The sequence below is a fragment of the Kluyvera ascorbata ATCC 33433 genome, from assembly GCF_000735365.1.
Lineage (GTDB): Bacteria > Pseudomonadota > Gammaproteobacteria > Enterobacterales > Enterobacteriaceae > Kluyvera > Kluyvera ascorbata.
In genome coordinates this window covers 1-21059 of record NZ_JMPL01000074.1, presented here as the reverse complement: position 1 = coordinate 21059, position 21059 = coordinate 1, and the positions used below count along the sequence as shown (strand labels likewise).

At 56.0% G+C, this 21059-nt stretch carries 15 protein-coding genes and 1 pseudogene; 4 read left to right on the top strand and 12 right to left on the bottom strand.

The features are described from left to right. Positions 1-49: 49 nt before the first annotated feature. The 6 genes from GKAS_RS16055 to bglX all read right to left on the bottom strand — a co-directional run bounded on the left by GKAS_RS16055 (position 50) and on the right by bglX (position 9199). Positions 50-1204, bottom strand: a complete 1155-nt coding sequence (locus tag GKAS_RS16055; protein WP_035895670.1) for an ABC transporter permease — start codon at positions 1202-1204, stop codon at positions 50-52. 12 nt (positions 1205-1216) lie between these two features. Further along, on the bottom strand, positions 1217-2134 hold the full coding sequence (gene osmF, locus GKAS_RS16050; protein ID WP_035895669.1) for a glycine betaine ABC transporter substrate-binding protein OsmF: 918 nt from the start codon (positions 2132-2134) through the stop codon (positions 1217-1219). 71 nt (positions 2135-2205) lie between these two features. Next, positions 2206-3441, bottom strand: a complete 1236-nt coding sequence (locus GKAS_RS16045) for an MFS transporter (protein ID WP_035895668.1) — start codon at positions 3439-3441, stop codon at positions 2206-2208. Between the two features lie 103 nt (positions 3442-3544). Next, positions 3545-5107, bottom strand: coding sequence for an MFS transporter (locus tag GKAS_RS16040; RefSeq protein ID WP_035895667.1), 1563 nt, complete (start codon positions 5105-5107; stop codon positions 3545-3547). 62 nt (positions 5108-5169) lie between these two features. Then, positions 5170-6510, bottom strand: coding sequence for a glycoside hydrolase family 28 protein (locus GKAS_RS16035; RefSeq protein ID WP_035895665.1), 1341 nt, complete (start codon positions 6508-6510; stop codon positions 5170-5172). Positions 6511-6901: 391 nt separating this feature from the next. Then, positions 6902-9199 carry a beta-glucosidase BglX gene (bglX, locus tag GKAS_RS16030; RefSeq protein WP_072011418.1) on the bottom strand — a complete coding sequence of 766 codons (2298 nt, stop codon included), beginning with the start codon at positions 9197-9199 and terminating at the stop codon, positions 6902-6904. Between the two features lie 198 nt (positions 9200-9397). Between bglX and dld the strand changes: the two genes are divergently transcribed. Then, complete coding sequence (dld, locus tag GKAS_RS16025) at positions 9398-11119, top strand: D-lactate dehydrogenase (RefSeq protein ID WP_035895663.1); 1722 nt, start codon at positions 9398-9400, stop codon at positions 11117-11119. A gap of 120 nt (positions 11120-11239) precedes the next feature. Beyond that, positions 11240-11794, top strand: coding sequence for a GNAT family N-acetyltransferase (locus tag GKAS_RS16020; RefSeq protein ID WP_035895661.1), 555 nt, complete (start codon positions 11240-11242; stop codon positions 11792-11794). Here the strand turns inward: GKAS_RS16020 and pbpG are convergent, their stop codons facing one another. Then, entirely contained in the window at positions 11795-12748 is a 954-nt protein-coding gene (gene pbpG, locus GKAS_RS16015; RefSeq protein ID WP_035895659.1) for a D-alanyl-D-alanine endopeptidase, read from the bottom strand. Between the two features lie 180 nt (positions 12749-12928). Then, entirely contained in the window at positions 12929-13516 is a 588-nt protein-coding gene (locus GKAS_RS16010; protein ID WP_035895657.1) for a Yip1 family protein, read from the bottom strand. 154 nt (positions 13517-13670) lie between these two features. Between GKAS_RS16010 and GKAS_RS16005 the strand changes: the two genes are divergently transcribed. Beyond that, complete coding sequence (locus GKAS_RS16005; protein ID WP_035895655.1) at positions 13671-14243, top strand: DedA family protein; 573 nt, start codon at positions 13671-13673, stop codon at positions 14241-14243. 42 nt (positions 14244-14285) lie between these two features. Here the strand turns inward: GKAS_RS16005 and GKAS_RS16000 are convergent, their stop codons facing one another. Both GKAS_RS16000 and mdtQ read right to left on the bottom strand, forming a co-directional pair. Continuing rightward, complete coding sequence (locus tag GKAS_RS16000; protein ID WP_035895671.1) at positions 14286-14942, bottom strand: oligogalacturonate-specific porin KdgM family protein; 657 nt, start codon at positions 14940-14942, stop codon at positions 14286-14288. A gap of 362 nt (positions 14943-15304) precedes the next feature. Beyond that, entirely contained in the window at positions 15305-16744 is a 1440-nt protein-coding gene (gene mdtQ, locus GKAS_RS15995) for a multidrug resistance outer membrane protein MdtQ (protein ID WP_035895653.1), read from the bottom strand. 133 nt (positions 16745-16877) lie between these two features. Here mdtQ and GKAS_RS15990 point away from each other — a divergent pair, with 133 nt between their 5' ends. Next, positions 16878-17612 (top strand): class I SAM-dependent methyltransferase, encoded by a 735-nt coding sequence (locus GKAS_RS15990; RefSeq protein WP_035895651.1) that lies wholly within the window; start codon positions 16878-16880, stop codon positions 17610-17612. 104 nt (positions 17613-17716) lie between these two features. Here GKAS_RS15990 and GKAS_RS15985 read toward each other — a convergent pair whose 3' ends face one another. Both GKAS_RS15985 and bglF read right to left on the bottom strand, forming a co-directional pair. Continuing rightward, positions 17717-19111 carry a glycoside hydrolase family 1 protein gene (locus GKAS_RS15985; RefSeq protein WP_035895649.1) on the bottom strand — a complete coding sequence of 465 codons (1395 nt, stop codon included), beginning with the start codon at positions 19109-19111 and terminating at the stop codon, positions 17717-17719. Positions 19112-19126: 15 nt separating this feature from the next. After that, positions 19127-21059, bottom strand: a pseudogene (bglF, locus tag GKAS_RS15980) (PTS beta-glucoside transporter subunit IIABC); the annotation flags it as partial.

Genomic DNA, 21059 nt, shown 5'->3' with positions numbered 1-21059 from the left:
ATCCTTCACCGCAGGATGCTGGCCGAACGATTTATTGACCGCAGAAAACTCAATCATCGGTCTCTCCTTTTAGTAAGGTGCCTGCCAGGCTGAACAGCGCATCGGCGATCACCGCCAGCGCGATCACTGGGATCACCCCAAGCAGCACCAGATCCAGCGCACTACTGAGCAGCCCCTGGAACACCAGCGCGCCAAAGCCACCCGCACCAATTAACGCTGCGACGACTGCCATACCGAGCGTTTGTACGGTCACCACCCGCAGACTGCGCAGTAGCACCGGTAATGCCAGCGGCAACTGCACGCGCAGAAACGTCTGGACGCGGCTCATCCCCATCGCCGCTGCGCTTTCCAGCACCTGCGATGAAACCTGCTGCATCCCCGCCACCACGCCGCGTACGATAGGCAACAGCGCGTAGAGCACCAGCGCAATCAGCGCAGGAGCCAGCCCGGTTCCCGCCACGCCGAGATTCGTCAGCCACGGAAAACGCTGCACCAGCCCGGCAAGCGGCGCAATCAGCAGGCCAAACAGCGCCACCGAGGGGATGGTCTGAATAATATTGAGGACGGTAAACACGCTCGACTGCCGCCCCGGCCGCCGCCAACACCACATGCCAATGGGCACCCCGAGCAGCAGCGACGGCACCAGCGTGCCCCACAGCAGCATCAAATGTTGGCTGAGCGCGTCGTTAAAAGTCTCTTGCCGGTTGGCGTACTCTTTCATCAGCGATAGACCGTCAAGCTGTCCAATCCACAGCAGCCAACAAGGGAGCAGCCACAGCTGCACGTTCAGCAGCCAGCGCCATAATCCCCACGAGGTCAAACGACGGATGGCCTCACTGCATATCAGTAGCATCAGCAGTAATCCCAGCCACAGCCCGCTTCCCGGCGAAGTACGTGCCAGCGGGCTACTATTCTGCGCCAGTTGCTGTGCGGCCTCGCCGCTCGCCCACAGCAAAAGCGCAAAGCTGGCTTCGGCAAGCAGCAGAATCAACAGGCTCGGCAGCCGACCAGGCAACCAGCAAAGCAGTAAAAACAGCGCCGGAATAAACAGCAGAATTAGCGGAGGAAAGGCCCAGATTTGCCATAACCAAAGGCCTTCGCCCGAGACCAGACGGTTCGGGGCGAAATTGACGAACGGCAGCGCGGCGGCGGTAAGCAACAGGATTGCCAGCAGCGCCACCACGCGATGAGTACAGCGAGGCATGCGATTAACCGATTACTTCGCCCACCCTTTTTGCTTCAGGTATTCTGCCGCTACGTTTTTGGCGTCCAGCCCTTCGACCGCAATCTTCGCATTCAGCGTTTGCAGGGTCTTTTCATCGAGGCTCGCGAACACCGGTTTAAGCCATTCGTCCAGTTGCGGATAGGCTTTCAGCACCGCTTCACGCACGACCGGCGTCGGCGCATAAATCGGCTGCACGCCTTTCGGGTCGCTCAGGGTCTGTAGCCCCAACGCCGCCACCGGGCCGTCGGTACCATAGGCCATCGCCGCGTTGACGCCAGACGTTTGCTGCGCCGCCGCCTTAATGGTGACCGCAGTATCCCCACCCGCCAGCGACAACAACTGGTCCTGGCTCAGTTTAAAATCGTAGGCTTTTTCAAACGCCGGCAGCGCGTCCGGGCGTTCGATAAATTCAGCAGAAGCGGCAAGCTTGAAGGTGCCGCCTTTTTTCAGATAGCCGCTCAGGTCGGCAAGTGAAGTGAGTTTATTTTGTTCCGCCAGATCGTTGCGCACCGCAATGGTCCAGGTGTTATTCGCCGGTGCTGGGGTCAGCCAAATCAGATGATTTTTCTCAGCATCGAGCTTTTTCACCTTCTCGTAGCCCGCCGTCGCGTTTTTCCATGCCGCATCGGTTTCATCTTTGAAGAAAAACGCGCCGTTGCCGGTGTACTCCGGGTAAATGTCCAGCGCGCCGGAAGTTATTGCGCCGCGCACGACGGGCGTCGTGCCGAGCTGAACCTTATTGACCGTTTTAACGCCGTGGCTTTCCAGCACCTGCAGAATAATGTTACCCAGCAGCGCCCCTTCGGTATCAATTTTTGACCCTACTTTTACCGGTTCAGCCGCCTGCAACGGCAATGCAACCGCTGCCGCCAGTACCAGTGATGCCGTCCATCCCCTTGAAATCGTCATACGCTTTCCTCTTATTTTTGCGCGAGATATAACAGGCGCTTAAGCAAAAAGCGTAGACGAAATCTCAGCAATTACCCCTTTTCCGGGATCGTTAACGGGATCGTCAGCAAGCTTGCGGCGAAGTACAGCAGCGCAATCACCCACAGCGTGCCCTCTACACCCAGCGGATTCACGCACAGCGTCACAATAAACGGCCCGACAAAGTTACTGAGACCTGAGCCGAGATTCAGACAAGAGATCGCCGCACCTTTATTTTCCGGCAGCAGCGAAGGAATCAACGCGCTCAGCGGCCCGAACGCGCCAAGGCCGATGGCATAAATTGCCAGCGCGATAACCATCGCCACGCTGCTATGGCCAAACAGTACCGGCGCATAGCACACCGCCAGTGCCGCCGCACCGCAGAGCGTACCGGCAAACCAGACTACGGTGTTACGCCAGCCGATGGTATCGCCCAGCCAACCGAAGAAGTAGTTGGCGAAGATATTCACCACGTTCACCAGGCCCCAGATGGTGAGCCACTCTTCAATGCTGAAGCCAAAGCGCGGCAGGTAGACCGGCATCAGGATAACCAGCGAGAACTTGCCAATATCGTTGATGGTTTTGACCACCACCGCCAGGCGCATTTTCGGTTCTCGCACCAGCACGATAATCCCTTCCGTCAGCGCCTGCCCTACCGCACCGTCCTGCTGCCACTGCGGTTTGTCGCGGTTGAGGAGCAGCGCGCAGCCGCAGCCCGCCAGCACGAAAATGAAGCCGGAGAGCAAAGTGGTGGTTTCACCGAGACGAGGGATCATAAAGCCGGAGAACCACGGCCCAACGATGGTCATGCCGACGCCAAAGGCAATCCAGAACCAGGAGACGGCGCGACCGAGAATCCGACTTTCGCAGCGTTGGTTGATCCACACCAGAAACGAGTAGGCAAACAGCGGATAGGCCATGCCGCGCACCGCGTAGCTCACCATCATCAGAGGATAGTTGCCGTCCGGCAGCGCGACGAAAATAAACGGGACTGAGCCGACAAAATAGAGCAGCGTCGCCAGCCACATCAGGCGACGAATGCCTAGTACGCCCGCGCCAATCCCGGAAAACCAAGAGATAGCCGCCACGCATAGGCCAAAGACCGATGACAGCAGGCTGATATGTACGGCATCAAGCCCGCGCTGTTGCAGCAGCGAGGCCAGCCAGCTCTGTTCGATAGTTGCCCCGGTAATAAACAGGAAGACGCCAACGAATCCCCACGCCAGCTCGCGCGGCAGGCCGAGGCGCGCCCAAATGCCCTGTTGAATATATAAACTTTGATCGGTCATTTCCGTTATCCAAAAAAACGTCCCAGCCGTAGCTGGGGAACGTGCGGTTTGTTTCCCGGCGGCGCTTCGCCTGGCCGGGCTACAGGGTGCTTATGTTTGGTGTTTACGCGTTTTTCAACTGCGCTAACTGATGCTGTCTGGCTTTCAGCAGACTGCGGTTGACGTGGCCCACGGTGTTATCACCCCAGCAATGGTCGTACGGCATCCCGGTCAGGCTTTCGATAACCTCTTTGGTCTCTGCCGTGACGGCCGCTTTGCTGCCGCCCTGTTTCAGGCGCGCCACTTCATCGTTCAGCACCGCATGGGTGCGGCTGTTCACTTTGAACTGGAAGGCAGACCAGATGCCCCACAAGGTCAGCAGAACCGGCAGAATAATCATGATGGCGAGAATCATATTGATGGCCGACTGCGGCTGGCTGGTGTGGCCGGTGATAAAGCCGGACATTTGCAGCGCCACGCCAACGAGGAAGATGGAGAACGCCTGTGAGGCTTTACGCAGCAGGCTCATAAAGCCCGCAAAGATCCCCTCACGACGGTTACAGGTCAGAATCTCATCCACATCGGCTACGAAGGTGTAGTTATTCCATGGAATGGAATAGATACCGCCACGCGCGAGACCAGCAACGCCCGCCGCCAGATACAGCAGCGACATACTGGTCGAGCCGTAGAGATACGTCACCGCAAACAGGGCAAACGCCACCAGCGCCATCAGCGCCTGAGTCGCAAACGCCCGAGACGGCGAGTAACGCAGGGTCAGCCAGGTAGCCACGCCGACGCCGAAGAACTGCAACCCGTTGATGACGCTCAGCAGGTTACTGGCTACAACGGACGAGGTCGCCAGCGCAAAGACCACGAAATAGGTAAAGACGGAGTTGAAGATATCCTGCGCCACCGAACCGCCCAGATACATGCCCAGGTGCGAACGGAAGGTTTTGATTTTCAGGGTGGAGACAAAATCGTAGTAGATATCGAAGAGACGTTTAGCGAACGGCTGCTTCTCTTCGGTCTCAACGCTGCGTTCGCTCTGCTCAATCTCTTCCAGCGAACGTTCCCAGGTGCCGAAGTAGACGAAGAACAGAACCACCATAAAGGCGACGGTGAAAATCGCCCCGGCGTAGAAGAACGAAATTGCTGAATCAGAACCAAAGTATGCCAGCAGGCGGCCCGGCAGGAACGCGGCGGTGAATCCCGCGAACTGGGCGATGTACATACGGGCGCTGGTCAGCTTAGAGCGCTTGGTAAAATCATTGGTCATCTCGGCCGACAGCGTGTCGTACGGAATCAAAATCATTGAGTAGACAATTTCAAACAGGATATAGACCAGCAGGTACATCCAGTAGTTGAAGCCCTGTACCCACAGCAGGCTGTAGACCGCCACCAGCGGAATGCTCAGCAGCAGGAAGAAACGGCGACGGCCAAAACGGCGACCGAGGCGCGTTTTGTGGAAGTTATCAGAGATGTAGCCCATGCACGGACACATGATCACATCGACAATACGCGCCACGGCAAACAGCGACCCTGCTTCAATTGGCGTCAGGCCGCAGAAGGTGGTCAGGAAGAACAGCAGCCAGGCGCTCACCAGAGTAAAAGCCCCTGAACCGATAACATCGGCCAGGCCGTAACAGATATAGTTGTGGAGTTTTATCTCCCGCACTTTTTTTATCATTTTCCATCCCCTTGAACAGAACAGGACGGCAAGGCCGCAAGCCGCGCCGTCGTCAAATAGCATCAGGCGTCGGCGTTTTCCTGCACGATAGCGCTCTCACCCCAGCCTTGCGGTAGCGGCTGCGGGCGGCGAATACGCAGGTCGTGGAGGGTGAGATTCCTCACCCCGTTGGCGTACAGCGCGGGCAGGCCGCCTGGGTAGGCATCCACGCCCCAGGCGCGGCCGGTTTGCGGATTCACGCGGTAGGCGTTGTCGAGCCCCATGCCGGTTGGGCTTGCCGGGTTGCACGGCGGGCGAATGTCGTAGCAGCCCTGCTCATCAGACGGGCCAGCAAGCTGCTGCAATGAGAGCCCGTTGAAAGTGACATGGCGGATATCGCCCGGCGTTTCAGCGTGCAGGTTGATAGCGCCTTCGCTCACTCCGGAGAGCTGGCTAAAGGTAATGTCTTCTACCCTTCCCGGCTGCACCTGCGGGTCGCGGTGGCGTACGGAGATAAACACCGGGTCGGCTTTGCCCCAGTGGCACGGGTGGCCGTGGCGGCAGTCGAACAGAATGTTGCTGAAGATCATCTGGCTGAACCGCCCGCCGTCGCGGGAGACCAGGCCAATGCCGCGGTTGGACTCAAAAATTGAGCAGTTGTGCACCGCGATATGGCTGATGTCGGCGAACGTTTCGGTGCCAATTTTGATGGCGCAGCTTTTTGAGCGGATCAGGCAGTTGCTGACCACCACGTGGCGCGTTGGCTGCTGGAGCTTTTCTGGCTTGCGGGTGGTTTTCACGCAGATGCCGTCATCGGCGGCGCTGAAGTAGCTGTCGCTGATGTGCACGTGCTGGCAGCTATCAATATCCAGCGCGTCGGTGTTGGAGAGCGCCAGATCGTTATCAATGGTCAGGTTCTGAATAAACACCTGGTTGCAGCTCACCAGATGCGCGGTCCACATCGGCGAGTCGCTGATGGTGATGTCGCGAACGCGTACCTGCTGGCAACCTTCCAACACCAGCATGCGCGGGCGCATGGTTTTCGGCTGGCGGTAGCCCTGAGCATCGGCGCTCTCCGAAAACCAGGCGCTGGCCCCACCCACCAGGCAGCCTTCACCGCTGAGCGTAATGTGGTGAGCGTTGCGCGCATAAATCAGCGCCATGCGGGAAAGTTCGGCGACGGTTTGCGTCAGTTCAGCCGGATAATCTGCCGCATCGGGGCTCGCCAGCAGGCGCGCCCCGGCTTCCAGATGCAGGGTAAAGTTTGACGGCAGGACCAGCGTGCCGGTCATCCAGTCGCCCGGAGAGACCACCAGCGTGCCGCCACCGGCGCGGTCGATTTCATCAATCAACTGCTGAAGCTGTGCGGTAAGCGGGGTCTTGCCGCTGCGGTCGAGTGTGGTGTTATGCAATGAAATCTTCATGTGGCTACCTGCGAATGTTGAGATAGCTGCATTTAACGCGCTTGCGCCGATTCTCTCGCCGGGCAGATACGGGCTTTTTTACGTATTAGTGAATGGCATCACGCCTGTTATGGCCCCCGGTCATCGCTTTTGAGCAAGCGCACAAAATGGCGAAGCGGTGGAGTTTGATGAGTGACGGAGGTCACATATTGATTGAGTTTGGTGGGAGAAAAGCGGTGGGTTGACGCAGATAGGGAAGAGATGGGGAACAAATTGGGAGGGGGATCACAAAGCGGTGCGGGAGTCAGGGTTGGGGGATTGCCCCCTCCCCCGTGCCGGATGGCGGCTACGCCTTATCCGGCCTACCTGGTACGTTGTAGGCCTGATAAGCGCAGCGCCATCAGGCTTCGTCTTACAGCAGTTCGAACTCGCCCTGCTTCACGCGCGCCGAATCCACGCCGATAAAGACGTTAAACTTGCCCGGTTCCGCCGCGTACTGCATCTGCTGGTTCCAGAACTTCAGCGCGTTAACGTCAATCGGGAAGCTGACGGTCTGGGTTTCGCCCGGCTTCAGCGTTACTTTCTCGAACCCTTTCAGTTGTTTAATCGGGCGGCTCATCGAGGCGGTGACATCCTGCAGGTACATCTGGATAACCGTTGCCCCTTCACGCTTGCCGGTGTTGGTCACCTGCACACTGGCGGTCACGCTGCCGTCCGCTTTCATGGTTGGCGCAGACAGCTTCACGTCGGAAACCGAGAACGTGGTGTAGCTCAGGCCATAGCCAAACGGATACAGCGGGCCGTTCGCTTCATCGAAGTAGCGCGAGGTGTACTTGTTCGGCTTGTCGGCATTGTACGGGCGACCGGTGTTCAGGTGGCTGTAGTACTGCGGAATCTGCCCCACGGAGCGCGGGAAGGACATCGGCAGCTTACCGGACGGGTTGTAGTCGCCAAACAGCACGTCGGCGATGGCGTTGCCGCCTTCGGTACCGGCGAACCAGGTTTCCAGAATGGCGTCAGCCTGCTGATCTTCTTTCACCAGGGTCAGCGGACGACCGTTCATCAGCACTAAGACCAACGGCTTGCCGGTGGCTTTCAGCGCGGCAATCAGATCCTGCTGGCTTTTCGGAATGGAAAGCTCGGTACGGCTGGAGGCTTCGTGCGCCATGCCCTGCGCTTCGCCGACCACGGCAACGACAACATCGGACTGTTTTGCCGCGGTGACCGCTTCATCAATCATCGCCTGCGGCGAACGCGGGTCAACCTTCACCGCCTCTTCGTACAGGTTCAGGAAGTCGACGATGCCTTTGTCATTAGTGACGTTAGCTCCTTTGGCATAAACCACTTTGCCTTCATTGCCCATCACGTTCTTGATGCCGGTCAACACGGTGACGGACTGCGCGGCCACGCCTGCGGCAGACCAGCTACCCATCACGTCACGCTGGCTATCGGCCAGCGGGCCAACGACGGCAACGGTGGCATTTTTCTTCAGCGGCAGCGTTTCCAGACGGTTTTTCAGCAGCACCAGGCTCTGGCGTGCTACTTCACGCGCTTCGGCACGGTGCAGGCGGCTTTCGGCGTTGGTGTCCTGCGGGTCGGAATCTTTCGGCCCTAAGTGGCTGTACGGGTCGTTAAACAGGCCCATGTCATATTTGACGTTCAGCACGTGGCGCGTGGCATCGTCGAGCTCCGCCATCGTCACCTTGCCCGACTTAATCAGCCCCGGCAGATATTTGCTGTAGAACTCGTCGCTCATGCTCATGTCGATACCGGCCTTCAGCGCCACGCGTACCGCATCTTCCGGGTCGGCGGCTACGCCGTGTTTAATCAGCTCTTTGATAGCCCCGTGGTCGGACACGGTGATACCTTTAAAGCCCCACTGCTTGCGCAGCACATCTTTCATCAGCCAGGCATCGGCGGTAGCCGGGGTACCGTTCAGCGAGTTCAGGCCGATCATCACCGCGCCGCTACCGGCATCCAGCCCCGCTTTATAAGGCGGCATGTAGTCGTTGAACAGGCGCTGCGGGCTCATATCGACGGTGTTGTACTCTTTACCGCCTTCCACCGCGCCGTAGGCGGCGAAGTGCTTCACGCTGGTCATCACCGAGTAGCGATCCGCCGGGCTTTTGCCCTGCATTGCTTCAACCATGGTTTCACCCATGATGGAGGTTAACCAGGTATCTTCGCCAAAGCCTTCGGAGGCACGGCCCCAGCGAGGGTCGCGGGACACGTCGACCATCGGCGCCCAGGTCATGTTCAGACCGTCGTCCGCCGCTTCATAGGCAGAAATGCGGCCCACGGTTTTCACCGCGTCGAGGTTGAAGGTGGAGGCCAGGCCTAAGCTAATCGGGAAGACGGTGCGCTGACCGTGCACCACGTCATAGGCGAAGAACAGTGGAATTTTCAGGCGGCTCAGCGACATCACCTGATCCTGCATGGCGCGGATATCCTGGCGGGTGACGGTGTTAAAAATCGCCCCAACCTGCCCTTCTTTAATCATGTCGCGAATGGCTTCTTTCGGGTTGTCCGGCCCGACGCTAATCAGACGCAGCTGACCGATTTTTTCATCGACCGTCATCTTCTTGAGCAGACCGGTCACAAAGGCATCACGCGCCTGCGGCGTGAGTGGGTGATTGCCGAACAGATCCTCCGCCAGAGCGGGTTGCAGCGCCAGACTCACGGCGACGCCAACAGAAAGTAGCCATTTCATATTATTGTGATCTCTTTATTCCATGCCGGGTAGCGCGGCTAGCATCAATGAAAAACCGCAGTTTGCCATAAACTTAAATGACGGCGGTACAGAAAGCTAAGGTTATTCTCTGATTTTTAGAAACATTCACTCACCAAATGATCATACAAAGCGCTATTCTTAGAAACGACAAAATTGTCTCGCCACAAGGAGTGGAGAATGTCTTCTCAAACCACAACTGATAATAATGCGCTGATTAACGAACTCTCCCGCCTGGTTGGTCACGCCCACCTGCTGACCGACCCCGCTAAAACCGCTCGCTATCGCAAAGGCTTTCGTTCCGGTCACGGCGACGCGCTGGCCGTGGTCTTCCCCGGCTCCCTGCTAGAGTTATGGCGCGTGCTGAACGCCTGCGTTAACGCCGATAAAATTATTCTGATGCAGGCCGCTAACACCGGCCTGACCGAAGGTTCAACCCCGAGCGGCAACGACTACGACCGCGATATCGTCATCATCAGCACCCTGCGCCTCGATAAGCTGCACCTGCTGGATAACGGCGAGCAGGTGCTGGCATGGCCGGGCACCACGCTTTATTCACTGGAAAAAGCGCTGAAACCACTCGGTCGCGAGCCACACTCGGTGATTGGTTCTTCCTGTATCGGCGCCTCGGTGATTGGCGGTATCTGCAATAACTCCGGCGGTTCGCTGGTGCAGCGCGGCCCGGCCTACACCGAAATGTCGCTGTTTGCGCGCATTGATGAACAGGGCAAGCTGACGCTGGTCAACCATCTGGGCATTGACCTTGGCGAAACGCCGGAGCAGATCCTCAGCAAGCTCGATGACGAGCGCGTCAAAGACGGTGATGTGCAGCACGACGGTCGCCACGCCCATGACTACGACTACGTGAACCGCGTGCGCGACGTGAATGCCGATACCCCAGCGCGATACAACGCCGACCCGGAACGTCTGTTTGAATCTTCCGGCTGCGCGGGCAAGCTGGCGGTGTTTGCGGTGCGTCTCGACACCTTCCCGGCGGAAAAACGCCAGCAGGTGTTTTACATCGGCACCAACCAGCCTGACGTGCTGACCGAGATTCGTCGCCATATCCTGGCCGAATTCAAAAACCTGCCGGTGGCGGGCGAGTACATGCACCGCGATATCTACGATATTGCCGAGCAGTACGGCAAAGACACCTTCCTGATGATCGATAAACTCGGCACTGACAAAATGCCGTTCTTCTTCACCCTGAAGGGCCGTGCCGACGCCATGCTGGAGAAAGTGTCGCTGTTCAAGCCGCACTTCACCGACCGCTTTATGCAAAAACTGGGGCACGCTTTCCCGGCGCATTTGCCGGAACGCATGAAAACCTGGCGCGATAAATACGAACATCACCTGCTGCTGAAAATGTCCGGCGACGGCATTGATGAAGCGCAGGCCTGGCTTACCGAATACTTCAAAGAAGCGGAAGGCGACTTCTTCGTCTGCACGCCGGAAGAAGGCAGCAAGGCGTTCCTGCATCGCTTTGCGGCAGCGGGCGCGGCTATCCGCTACCAGGCGGTTCACGCCGATGACGTGGAAGATATCCTGGCGCTGGACATCGCGCTGCGCCGTAACGATACCGAGTGGTTCGAGCATCTGCCGGCAGAAATCGACAGCAAGCTGGTGCATAAGCTCTATTACGGGCACTTTATGTGTTACGTTTTCCACCAGGATTACATCGTTAAGAAAGGGGTCGACCCGCACGAAGTCAAAGAGCAGATGCTGGCACTGCTGCGTGAACGCGGCGCACAGTACCCTGCGGAGCATAACGTCGGGCACCTGTATGAAGCGGATGAGAACCTGAAGCGTCATTATCGCGAGAACGATCCGACCAACAGCATGAACCCGGGGATCGGGAAAACCAGCAAGCTCAAGTATTGGGGCGAAAAAACCGACGTGTGATACGACGTTGGTGAGTTTCCCGGCGTCGGCGTGAACGCCTCGGCCGGGCTACATTCGAATTGTAGCCCGGCCGAGCGCAGCGACGCCGGGAGTTCTCCGAACACTATAAGGAATACAATGATGTCTACGCTTGATGTCACCCGCGACGGCGATGTTGAAATCCGTCACGCGCAGGCTGACGATGTACAAGCCATTGCCGCGCTGTATGCCTGGCACGTTCTTAATGGCCGTGCCTCGTTTGAAGAAGTGCCGCCGTCCATTGATGAAATGCATGAACGCATGCGCAGCATTCAAGAACAGGGCCTGCCGTGGCTAGTCGCGCTGTATCGCGGTGAAGTGGTCGGCTACTGCTATGCCAGCCCTTATCGCCCTCGTCCGGCCTATCGTTATACCCTTGAAGAGTCTATCTACGTCGACACCACCATGACGGCACACGGTATTGGCAGCCGTCTGCTAACAGCGCTGATTACCATTTGTGAGCAAGGCCCGTGGCGGCAGCTTCTGGCGGTGATTGGCGATGGCAATAACAATACCGGGTCGCTGCGCCTGCATAAAAAGCACGGTTTCGAGGTAGTCGGTCAATTGCGTAGCGTAGGCTACAAGATGGGTGACTGGCGGGATACGGTAATTATGCAGCGTCCACTCAACGATGGTGACTGGACGCTGCCAGAGTAATTAATCGTCCTGGGTGGTCTGCCCGCTACGTTGGGCTCTGGCGATATCGCCTTCCACCTGGGCTTCCTTCTGCTTTTTGTAGCTCAGCGCTGCCGCAGGCACCGGCATCACCTTCCCGGTTTCAACCCAGGTACGCAGACGGCTAGCGTCGGCGAAATGGGTATATTTGCCGAATGCATCCATCACCACCATCGCCACCGGACGTTTGTTCATCACGGTGCGCATCACCAGGCAGTGACCCGCGGCGTTGGTAAAGCCGGTTTTGGTCAGCTGAATGCTCCAGTTGTCGCGATACACCAGATGGTTGGTATTGCGGAAAGGCAGCGTATAAGCCGGATGGGCGAAGGTTGCGGTATCTTCTTTGGTGGTGCTGAGCTGGCCAATCAGCGGGTACTGTTTGGTGGCAATCAACAGCTTCGTCAGGTCGCGTGCGGTCGAGACGTTATGAATCGACAGCCCGGTTGGCTCAACGTAGCGGGTGTTGGTCATCCCCAGCGATTTTGCCTTGGCGTTCATCGCACGGATAAACGCGTCATAGCCGCCCGGATAGTGGTGAGCCAGGCTCGCCGCCGCGCGGTTTTCTGAAGACATCAGCGCCAGCAGCAGCATATTTTTACGGCTAATCTGGCTGTTCAGGCGCACGCGGGAGTAAATCCCTTTCATCTCTGGCGTGTGGCTGATATCCACAGTCAGGATTTCATCCAGCGGCAAATGCGCGTCCAGCACCACCATCGCCGTCATTAGCTTGGTGATAGAGGCCATCGGGCGCACCAGATCTGGCTGGTTGGCGTAAATAACTTTGTTCGTTTCAAGATCAACAATCATCGCGCTACCGGAAGCAATTTCCGGCTGCGAGGCAACGGCGGTCACAGCCGTTTTTGCACTCGCCTGAGGCGCAAAAGGCACAGCCAGCACAAGGGCAAGGCTGAGCAGGGAAACGCGAAATTTCTGCATGGTGAGTATTCTGGCGGTTATTTATGCACATTATGATAGACAACCGCCTCGTACCTAAGGGGTACGAAGCGGAATGGCTCATCATAGCGCGGAGTGCGCGGAATCTACCAGAAAAGAATAGTGAATAAATGCTGCATTGCTGACGGAATTCATATTCACATCAGCAATGCATTCAGCGGGTTAAAACAGCCTGTACCCGTAGCCCCATAGCACCACGGTCAGCGCCAGCAGCACTTCCAGCACCAGCACCCCAATCGCCAGAGTGGAGCTGGCAAAACTCAGCCCCTCTTCCCGGTTAATATTGAGGAAAGTGGGAATGCCGACATAGAGCAGATACCCGGTATAGAACAGCGCCACCGTCCCAACCAGCGCGCACAGCCACACCAGCGGATAGAGCGCAACAATACCGCTCAGGAAAATAGGCGTCGCCACATAACCGGCAAACACCATACAGCGTTTGAGTGAAGGACGCTGCGGGTAGTTACGCGCCATCCACCAGATAACCCGGCCCATCACCGCTACGCCCGCCAGCATAAGGGCGTAGAAGAGTATCGCCAGCCCAATCCCGGTCATCAGCGAAAGCCGCACCACGGTGCCTTCGCCAAAGTTCCAGCCAAGCTGGGTGGTACCGATAAACGCGCACACCACCGGAATGGCCGCCATCACCAGCACATGATGCACATAGTGGTGAGAGACCGATTCATTCTCACTGCGAATAACATGCATCTCTTTATCAGGGTGGGAGAAGAGTCCCCATACATGGTTCATAACGCCTCCTCAGCACGGCTTCGTACCACGTTGTACTAAGTATAATTCACATGAATAGATTGTTTTATGTACAACGCAAAAAATAGACGCAGCCGCACTTCTTGCGTGAGGGTGTATGATTAAAGGATTGAGGAAGTAAGGAGTGAGTGTTTGCATGGATATCAATAACCTGATTTCCCACTACGGTTATGCCGCGCTGATTATCGGCAGTATGGCGGAAGGCGAGACCATTACGCTGCTCGGCGGGGTGGTGGCACATCAGGGTCTGTTAAAATTTCCGCTAGTGGTCATTTCTGTGGCACTGGGCGGCATGATTGGCGACCAACTGCTTTACCTGCTTGGTCGACGCTTTGGTGGACGGCTGCTTAAGCGTTTTTCACGCCATCAGGCGCGCATTCGCAAGGCACAGCGGCTGATTAAAAGTCGTCCCTATCTTTTCGTGATTGGCACCCGTTTTATGTATGGCTTCAGGGTCATTGGGCCGCTGTTGATTGGTGCCAGCGGGCTACCGCCGAAGATCTTTCTGCCGCTGAATATTCTTGGGGCATTAATCTGGGCGTTGCTGTTCACCACGCTCGGCTATCTGGGCGGCGAAGCGATTGGCCCATGGCTGCACCATCTGGATAAGCATCTGAAGCATCTCATCTGGCTGGCGCTGGTCGTCGTTCTGGTGATCGCCGTTCGCTGGTGGATGAAGCATCGGGAAGCGAAAAAACCGCAGGAATAAGCACGGTGAAGGTAGCCCGAGCGACGGGCTACCGAGGGCTTATCAGAACGTATATTGCACACCGACGCGATAGCGTGTCTGGCGATCGTCTTCATCGCTGCTCACAGAAACGTTACCGATCTGCGCATACGGCTTCCAGTTTTTATCGATGCTGTAGGCCACTTTGAGATCCAACTCATAGTCATCTTTTCCGTTATTGTAACGATTATAATCTTCGCTTTTCTTATACAAATAGTTCCCTTCAAACGTCCACGCCCCGGTTTTATATCCCAGCCATAGATCACCACGATTAACATGTTCATCATCTTTAGCACTCGATGTATCACGGGTATATTCATAACGATAACGTGCGGCAACGTAAAAACCCCCTTCGAAATTATACTGCCCACGAAGATACGGTTTATAGATTGCTTTCGACGATGATGTTTCTAAAGCAAACCCAGGCTGAAAGGTTATATTTGGCATGGCATTAAATTGATAGCTAATAACATATTCATCGCCATTATCTACAACATCATTAAATGCTTTATCTGAATGTTCACCGCCTGACTTGGTTTTCGCTTCAACGGAAAAACCAAAGCCGTTAGCAAAACGGTGTGAGATCAGCACCCTATCCTTCTGCCCCTGTGAGGTGTCGGTATATTCATGGCGCAGGTCAATCGTTACCGCGCTTGCAGATGCGCTGGCTAATGCCAGCATCCCAAAGGTTATTAATTTTTTCACGCAATCGTCCTCTATTTTTCTCGTTAACAAAAACAGTGAGGAACTGGCTATAATATTGAAATGACAAATATAAAAAACAACGAATAGAAATTCATCTAATGGAAATATTAATTTTATGGCTGGCGATATTAGGGGGTGAGACATCACGTGTCATGCATTTAAATACCAATACGTGATCGGTGATGCATTTTTATGAATGCGGGGTTGTTTATTTTTAATAAACATAAAATTTAGATATTTGAAAAATATATTAATAGCTAATACTATTTTATTCCGGTATTTATTTTTCATTCCCCTCTGCATCTGAAAGGCCGAGGGGAGTGAGATATTAATCGTGCTTATTTTTCCGACTGAAGATAGCCGCCACCCAAGGCTGAGGTCAGCTGAATGCTGGCATCCAGCCACTGACCGTGCAGACGTAACGCATTCACGCGCTCCTGCAGGGCGGGCAGCTTGGCGAGGCTGACCTTAGAACCTGGAATGATCCCGGCGTTCATCCGCGCCTGCGCCAGCGTAACCACGCGCTGCGCATCTTTCTCAACCTGTTGTTGTTGCTGGTTTTTCTCCATCAACGTTTCGACCTGGCTTGCGGTTTTCGCTACCTGGTTTACCGCATCCACCACCGCTTTATTGTATTTAGCGATGGAGAGATTGTTCTGCGCGTTGGCGATATCCAGGTTGGCGTTCAGACGGCCGCTATCGAAGATTGGCAGTGTCAGCCCAGCGGTTACGCCCATCTGGTTGGCAGAGCTACGGAACAGGTCGCTTAAGTGCAGCGCATCCTGTTGCAGGAAAGCCATCAGGTTAATGTCCGGGTAGAATGCCGCTTTTGCCGCATCGATCTCGCTGAGTGACGCTTCAATATACCAATGCGCTTCCTGCAGATCCGGGCGACGCGCCAGCAGGTCATAGCCTAAGCGAGCCGGCATTTTAGTGGCGACGGCAGGCAAATCAACTTTACGTAAATTCAACGACTGACTCTGGCTGTTGGTCAGCGCCATCAAACGCGCTTCAATCTCTTTCATGTTGCCCGCAACGTCAGCCAGCTGCTGGTCGGTTTTGCTGACGTTAATATCGTTTTCTGCCCCTTCGGCGGAGTTGGTCAGCCCGTGCTGGTAAAGCTCGGTATCCACGGTCACGATATTATTCTGTTCGCTTTTCACCTGCTCTAACACGCCGTGGATTGCCGCTTCGGTTTGCCACTGCCAGTACAGGCGCGCCACGCTGCTGGAGAGCAGTTCCTGGGTTTGCGCCCGCTCGGCAACCTGCGCCTTCACTTCACCAATACGCGCCTTCACCTGCGCCCGGTTTTTACCCCACAGGTCGAGATCCCATCCGGCAGTCAGGCCAAAAGTCCCGTTGGTATACCACGGGCCGGTGTTGCCGTCCGTATCGGTCGCAAATGGCCCCATCAGGCCTTCAGAGGACATTTTCTGACGCTCAAGATTCCCGCCGAAATCCACTTCCGGGCCCAGAGACGACTTCGACATACGCGCCTGCGCTTCGGCAAGTTTGATTCGCTGGTCGGCAATCTGCATATCCGGAGCGTTCGCCAGCGCGCGGCTAATTAAGCTATTGAGCTGCGCGTCGTGGTAACCCTGCCACCAGTTATTCTGCGGCCAGCCATTTTTGACCGCCGCAGGGAGATCCGTAGAAACGTTCGAGGCCGGAACCTGCTGTTTAACAGGACTGCCAATATCATGCGACGGCGCACAGCCAGCCAGCGCGATGAGCAGGGGTAAGCCAGACAGCACGCTTTTTTTCAGAATTAAGTTCATTTGAGAAGTCAGGTAACAAAAGTAGGAGGGTTATATTAATTTAAATGGATTAAATCCTTTTAGTAAAGCGTGTGAGAACATAATTTGACATACTTAGTGACAGTTAAAAATCATTAAATTTCATGGAGTAGAAATGAGTCAGAACATTTATGACAACCATGATTTCTTCGCCGGTTACGCGACGCTCGATCGTTCGGTTAAAGGGCTCGACGGTGCGCCGGAATGGGCCACCATTGAGCAAATGATGCCCGCGCTGGCAGGCCAGCGGGTGGTTGATCTGGGCTGCGGCTACGGCTGGTTTTGCCGCTGGGCGCGTGACCAGGGCGCAACGCAGATTACGGGTCTGGATCTTTCCAGTCGAATGCTGGAACGCGCACGGGAAATGACCGACAGCGCGGAGATTGAATATCGCTGCGAGGATTTGCAAACCCTCACGCTTGCCGCCAATAGCTATGACGTCGCCTACAGTTCGCTGGCGCTGCACTATTTGCCCGATATTGCCCCGCTGCTCGCCTGCGTTTATCAGGCCCTGACGCCGGGCGGCACGCTATTATTTTCCGCCGAACATCCCATATATACCGCCCCGCTCAAGCAGGGTTGGCATGAGGATGAACAGGGACAGAAAAGCTGGCCAGTTAGCCATTATCAGCAGGAAGGCGAGCGTATCAGCAATTGGTTTGCCGACGGCGTGAAGAAGCAACACCGGACGCTGGGTAGCTGGATTAACGCGCTGGTGGCCGCCGGTTTCATCATTAAGTGCCTCAACGAATGGGGGCCAACGGCGGCGCAGATTGCCGCCAACCCGGCGCTGGATGAAGAGAAAGAACGGCCAATGATTTTTATTCTGCGCGCGCGTAAGCCAGTGTGAGTAGGGTGAGTGCCGGATGGCGGCTGCGCCTTATCCGGCCTACAGGAGAGTGATATTGCTTGTAGGCCGGATAAGCAAAGCGCCATCCGGCAATTCACCAACGCTTACGCTTTCAAACTTGCGCCGTTGGTCGCAATCACCTCTTTATACCAGTCGAAGCTCTTTTTCTTGCTGCGCGCCAGCGTACCGGTGCCGTCGTCGTGGCGATCCACGTAGATAAACCCGTAGCGCTTGGAGAGCTCTGCCTTCGAGGCGCTGACCAGGTCAATCGGCCCCCAACTGGTGAAGCCCATCAGTTCAACGCCGTCTTCAATCGCTTCCCGCGCCTGCACCAGATGGTCATTCAGATAGCTGATACGGTAATCATCGTTGATGCTGCCATCGGCTTCAACTTTGTCCTTCGCGCCGAGGCCGTTTTCGACAATAAACAGCGGCTTCTGATAGCGATCCCACAGCACGTTCAGCAGCGTGCGCAGCCCCAGCGGGTCAATCTGCCAGCCCCACTCCGAGCTTTCCAGATGCGGGTTTGGCACCATGTTAAGAATGTTGCCACGCGCTTTCTGGTTCAACGCCTCATCAGCGGTAACGCAGCCGGTCATGTAGTAGCTAAACGAGATAAAATCGACCGTTGATTTCAGCGCTTCGCGGTCGGCGTCGGTTATCTCCAGCGTAAAACCGTTGTCGCGGAAATAGCGCAGCATATAGCCCGGATACGCCCCGCGCGCCTGCACGTCACCGAAGAACTGCCAGCCGCGGTTCTCCTGCAAGGTTTTGAAGATATCTTCCGGCTTGCAGCTGAGCGGGTACATCAGGCCGCCCAGCAGCATGTTGCCGATTTTCCCTTCCGGCACAATCTCATGACAGGCTTTCACCGCCAGCGCACTCGCCACCAGCTGATGGTGAATAGCCTGATAAATCTCAGCTTTACTGCTGTCGCTCGGCAGACCCACGCCGGTCATCGGCGCGTGCAGCGACATATTGATTTCGTTAAAGGTCAGCCACAGTTTGACCTTGCCTTTGTAGCGCTCGAACACCGTACGTGCATAGCGCTCGAAGAAGCCAATCACCTTACGATTGCCCCAGCCGCCGTAGTTTTTCACCAGCGCCCACGGCATCTCGTAGTGAGACAGCGTCACCAATGGCGTGATGTTGTGCCTGGCCATTTCATCAAACAGCTTGTCATAAAAAGCCAGACCCGCTTCGTTTGGCGCAGCGTCATCGCCGTTCGGGAAAATGCGCGTCCAGGCAATCGACACGCGCAGACAGTTAAAGCCCATCTCAGCGAACAGCGAAATATCTTCTGGATAGCGATGATAAAAATCGATAGCGATATCTTTTAAGCCGGAATCGCCCGGGATGCGTTCAACCACGTCGCCAAAAACGCCCTGCGGCTGCACATCCGAGGTGGACAATCCTTTGCCGTCCTCCAGATATGCCCCTTCGACCTGGTTCGCTGCGGTTGCGCCGCCCCAATAAAACGCCTTCGGGAATGCTTTCATCTCTCTCTCCTGTGATTAATGCGTAATGGTCAACAGCGGCTGACCGGCACTGACCGAACTGCTTGCAACGGTTTCCAGCCCCGGGTAATCGTCGCTGTTGCTGATAATAATTGGCGTCGCCAGATCGTAACCGGCGTCCAGAATGGCCTGACGATCGAAGGTGAGCAGCAGATCTCCCGCCTGCACCTTATCGCCCTCTTTCACGTGAGCGGTGAACGGCACGCCGTCCAGCTTGACGGTATCAATGCCCACGTGGATCAGCAGCTCAATGCCGCTGTCGCTCTCAAGACCAATGGCATGTTTGGTTTGGAAAATCGAGGCGACCTCACCGTTGAACGGCGCAATCACTTTGCCTTCGCTCGGAATTATCGCTACCCCTTTGCCGAGCAGTCCGCTCGCGAAGGTGCTATCCGGTACATTTTCCAATGCCAGAACGGTACCGGTCATCGGCGCCAGCACGTCGTTTTCTGACGCATTTGCCACCGCTACCGGTTCTGCTGATTTATGCGGCAGACCGGCAACCATTGTCATCACCAGCGCCAGAATAAAGGCAACGACCGCACCGGTGAGACCGCCCCAGAAACTGGCATCCACGCCACCAGGCGGAATCATCTGCGCCAGCGTGAAGATGTTGGCCAGACCAAATGAGAAGGTGTAGCTGTGGCTAAATGCGGTGATAGCGCCACCAATCGCACCGGCCACACAGCCGAAAATAAAAGGACGGCGCAGCGGCAGCGTCAAACCATAGATAGCCGGTTCGGTGATACCAAAAAGGCCAGCGGAGAACGCAGAGCCCGCCAGTACTTTCTGACGCGCATCACGAGTGGCAAGGAAAATCCCCAGCACCGCCCCCACCTGAGCAACAACCGCAGGCACAATGATCGGCATCATGGAATCGTATCCCAGCACGGCCATGTTGTTTATCATCAGCGGCACCAGCCCCCAGTGCAGGCCAAAAATCACGCACACCTGCCACAGCCCGCCAAGCGCAGCCCCCGCCAGCCACGGCGCGACGACATACACCGCCTGATAGCCGTTGGCCAATAGATGGCTAAGCCATGTCGCCACTGGACCAATAATCAGAAACGTCAGCGGTACCACGATGGCAAGACAGATTGCCGGAGTGAAAAAATTCTTCATCGCCGACGGCAGCAGCGCATTGCTGCGTCGTTCAATCCAACAACTCAGCCAGGACGCCAGAATAATGGGGATAACCGAAGAGCTGTAGTTAATGAAAGTCACCGGAATACCGAGGAAATATTCCGCCGTTGCGCCCGGCAGTTGCGCGGCGTCAAAAGCCTGGATCATGAGTGGATGCGTTAAAGCACCACCCACCACCATGGTAATAAACGGATTACCGCCAAACTTTTTACCTGAGGTATAACCCAGGAACAGCGGGAAAAAGAAGAAGAGTGCATCGCTCGCTGCAAACCAGATTTTGTAGGTAGCCTGTTCGGGATTCAGCCAACCCAGCACGACGGCCAGCGCCAACAGCCCTTTCAGCAGACCGGTTGCCGCCATCACCCCGATAAACGGGGCAAAAATGCCGGAGACCACATCAATAATCTGGCCCAGTACCGAGGTTTTCTCGCCTTTATCAGCCACCGGTTCGCTATCGTCGGTTATCCCTGCGGCCTCGCGTACCGCCAGCCAGACGTCATGGACGTGGTTGCCGATCACCACCTGAAACTGACCGCCGCTTTCGACCACCATAATGACGCCGGGGTTCGCCTTCAGCGCCTCGGCGTCTGCTTTGCCGCTCTCTTTAAGCTTAAAACGCAGTCGCGTTGCGCAGTGAACCAGACTCACTATATTCTCCTTGCCGCCTACGTGGCGGAGAATATCCTGCGCGAGTTCCTGATATTTCATGCTGAATTCCTTGACCGAGTATATAAAAACAAAAAAACCCGAGAACGACGCCAGATGGCACCGCGCTCGGGTTTTGCCT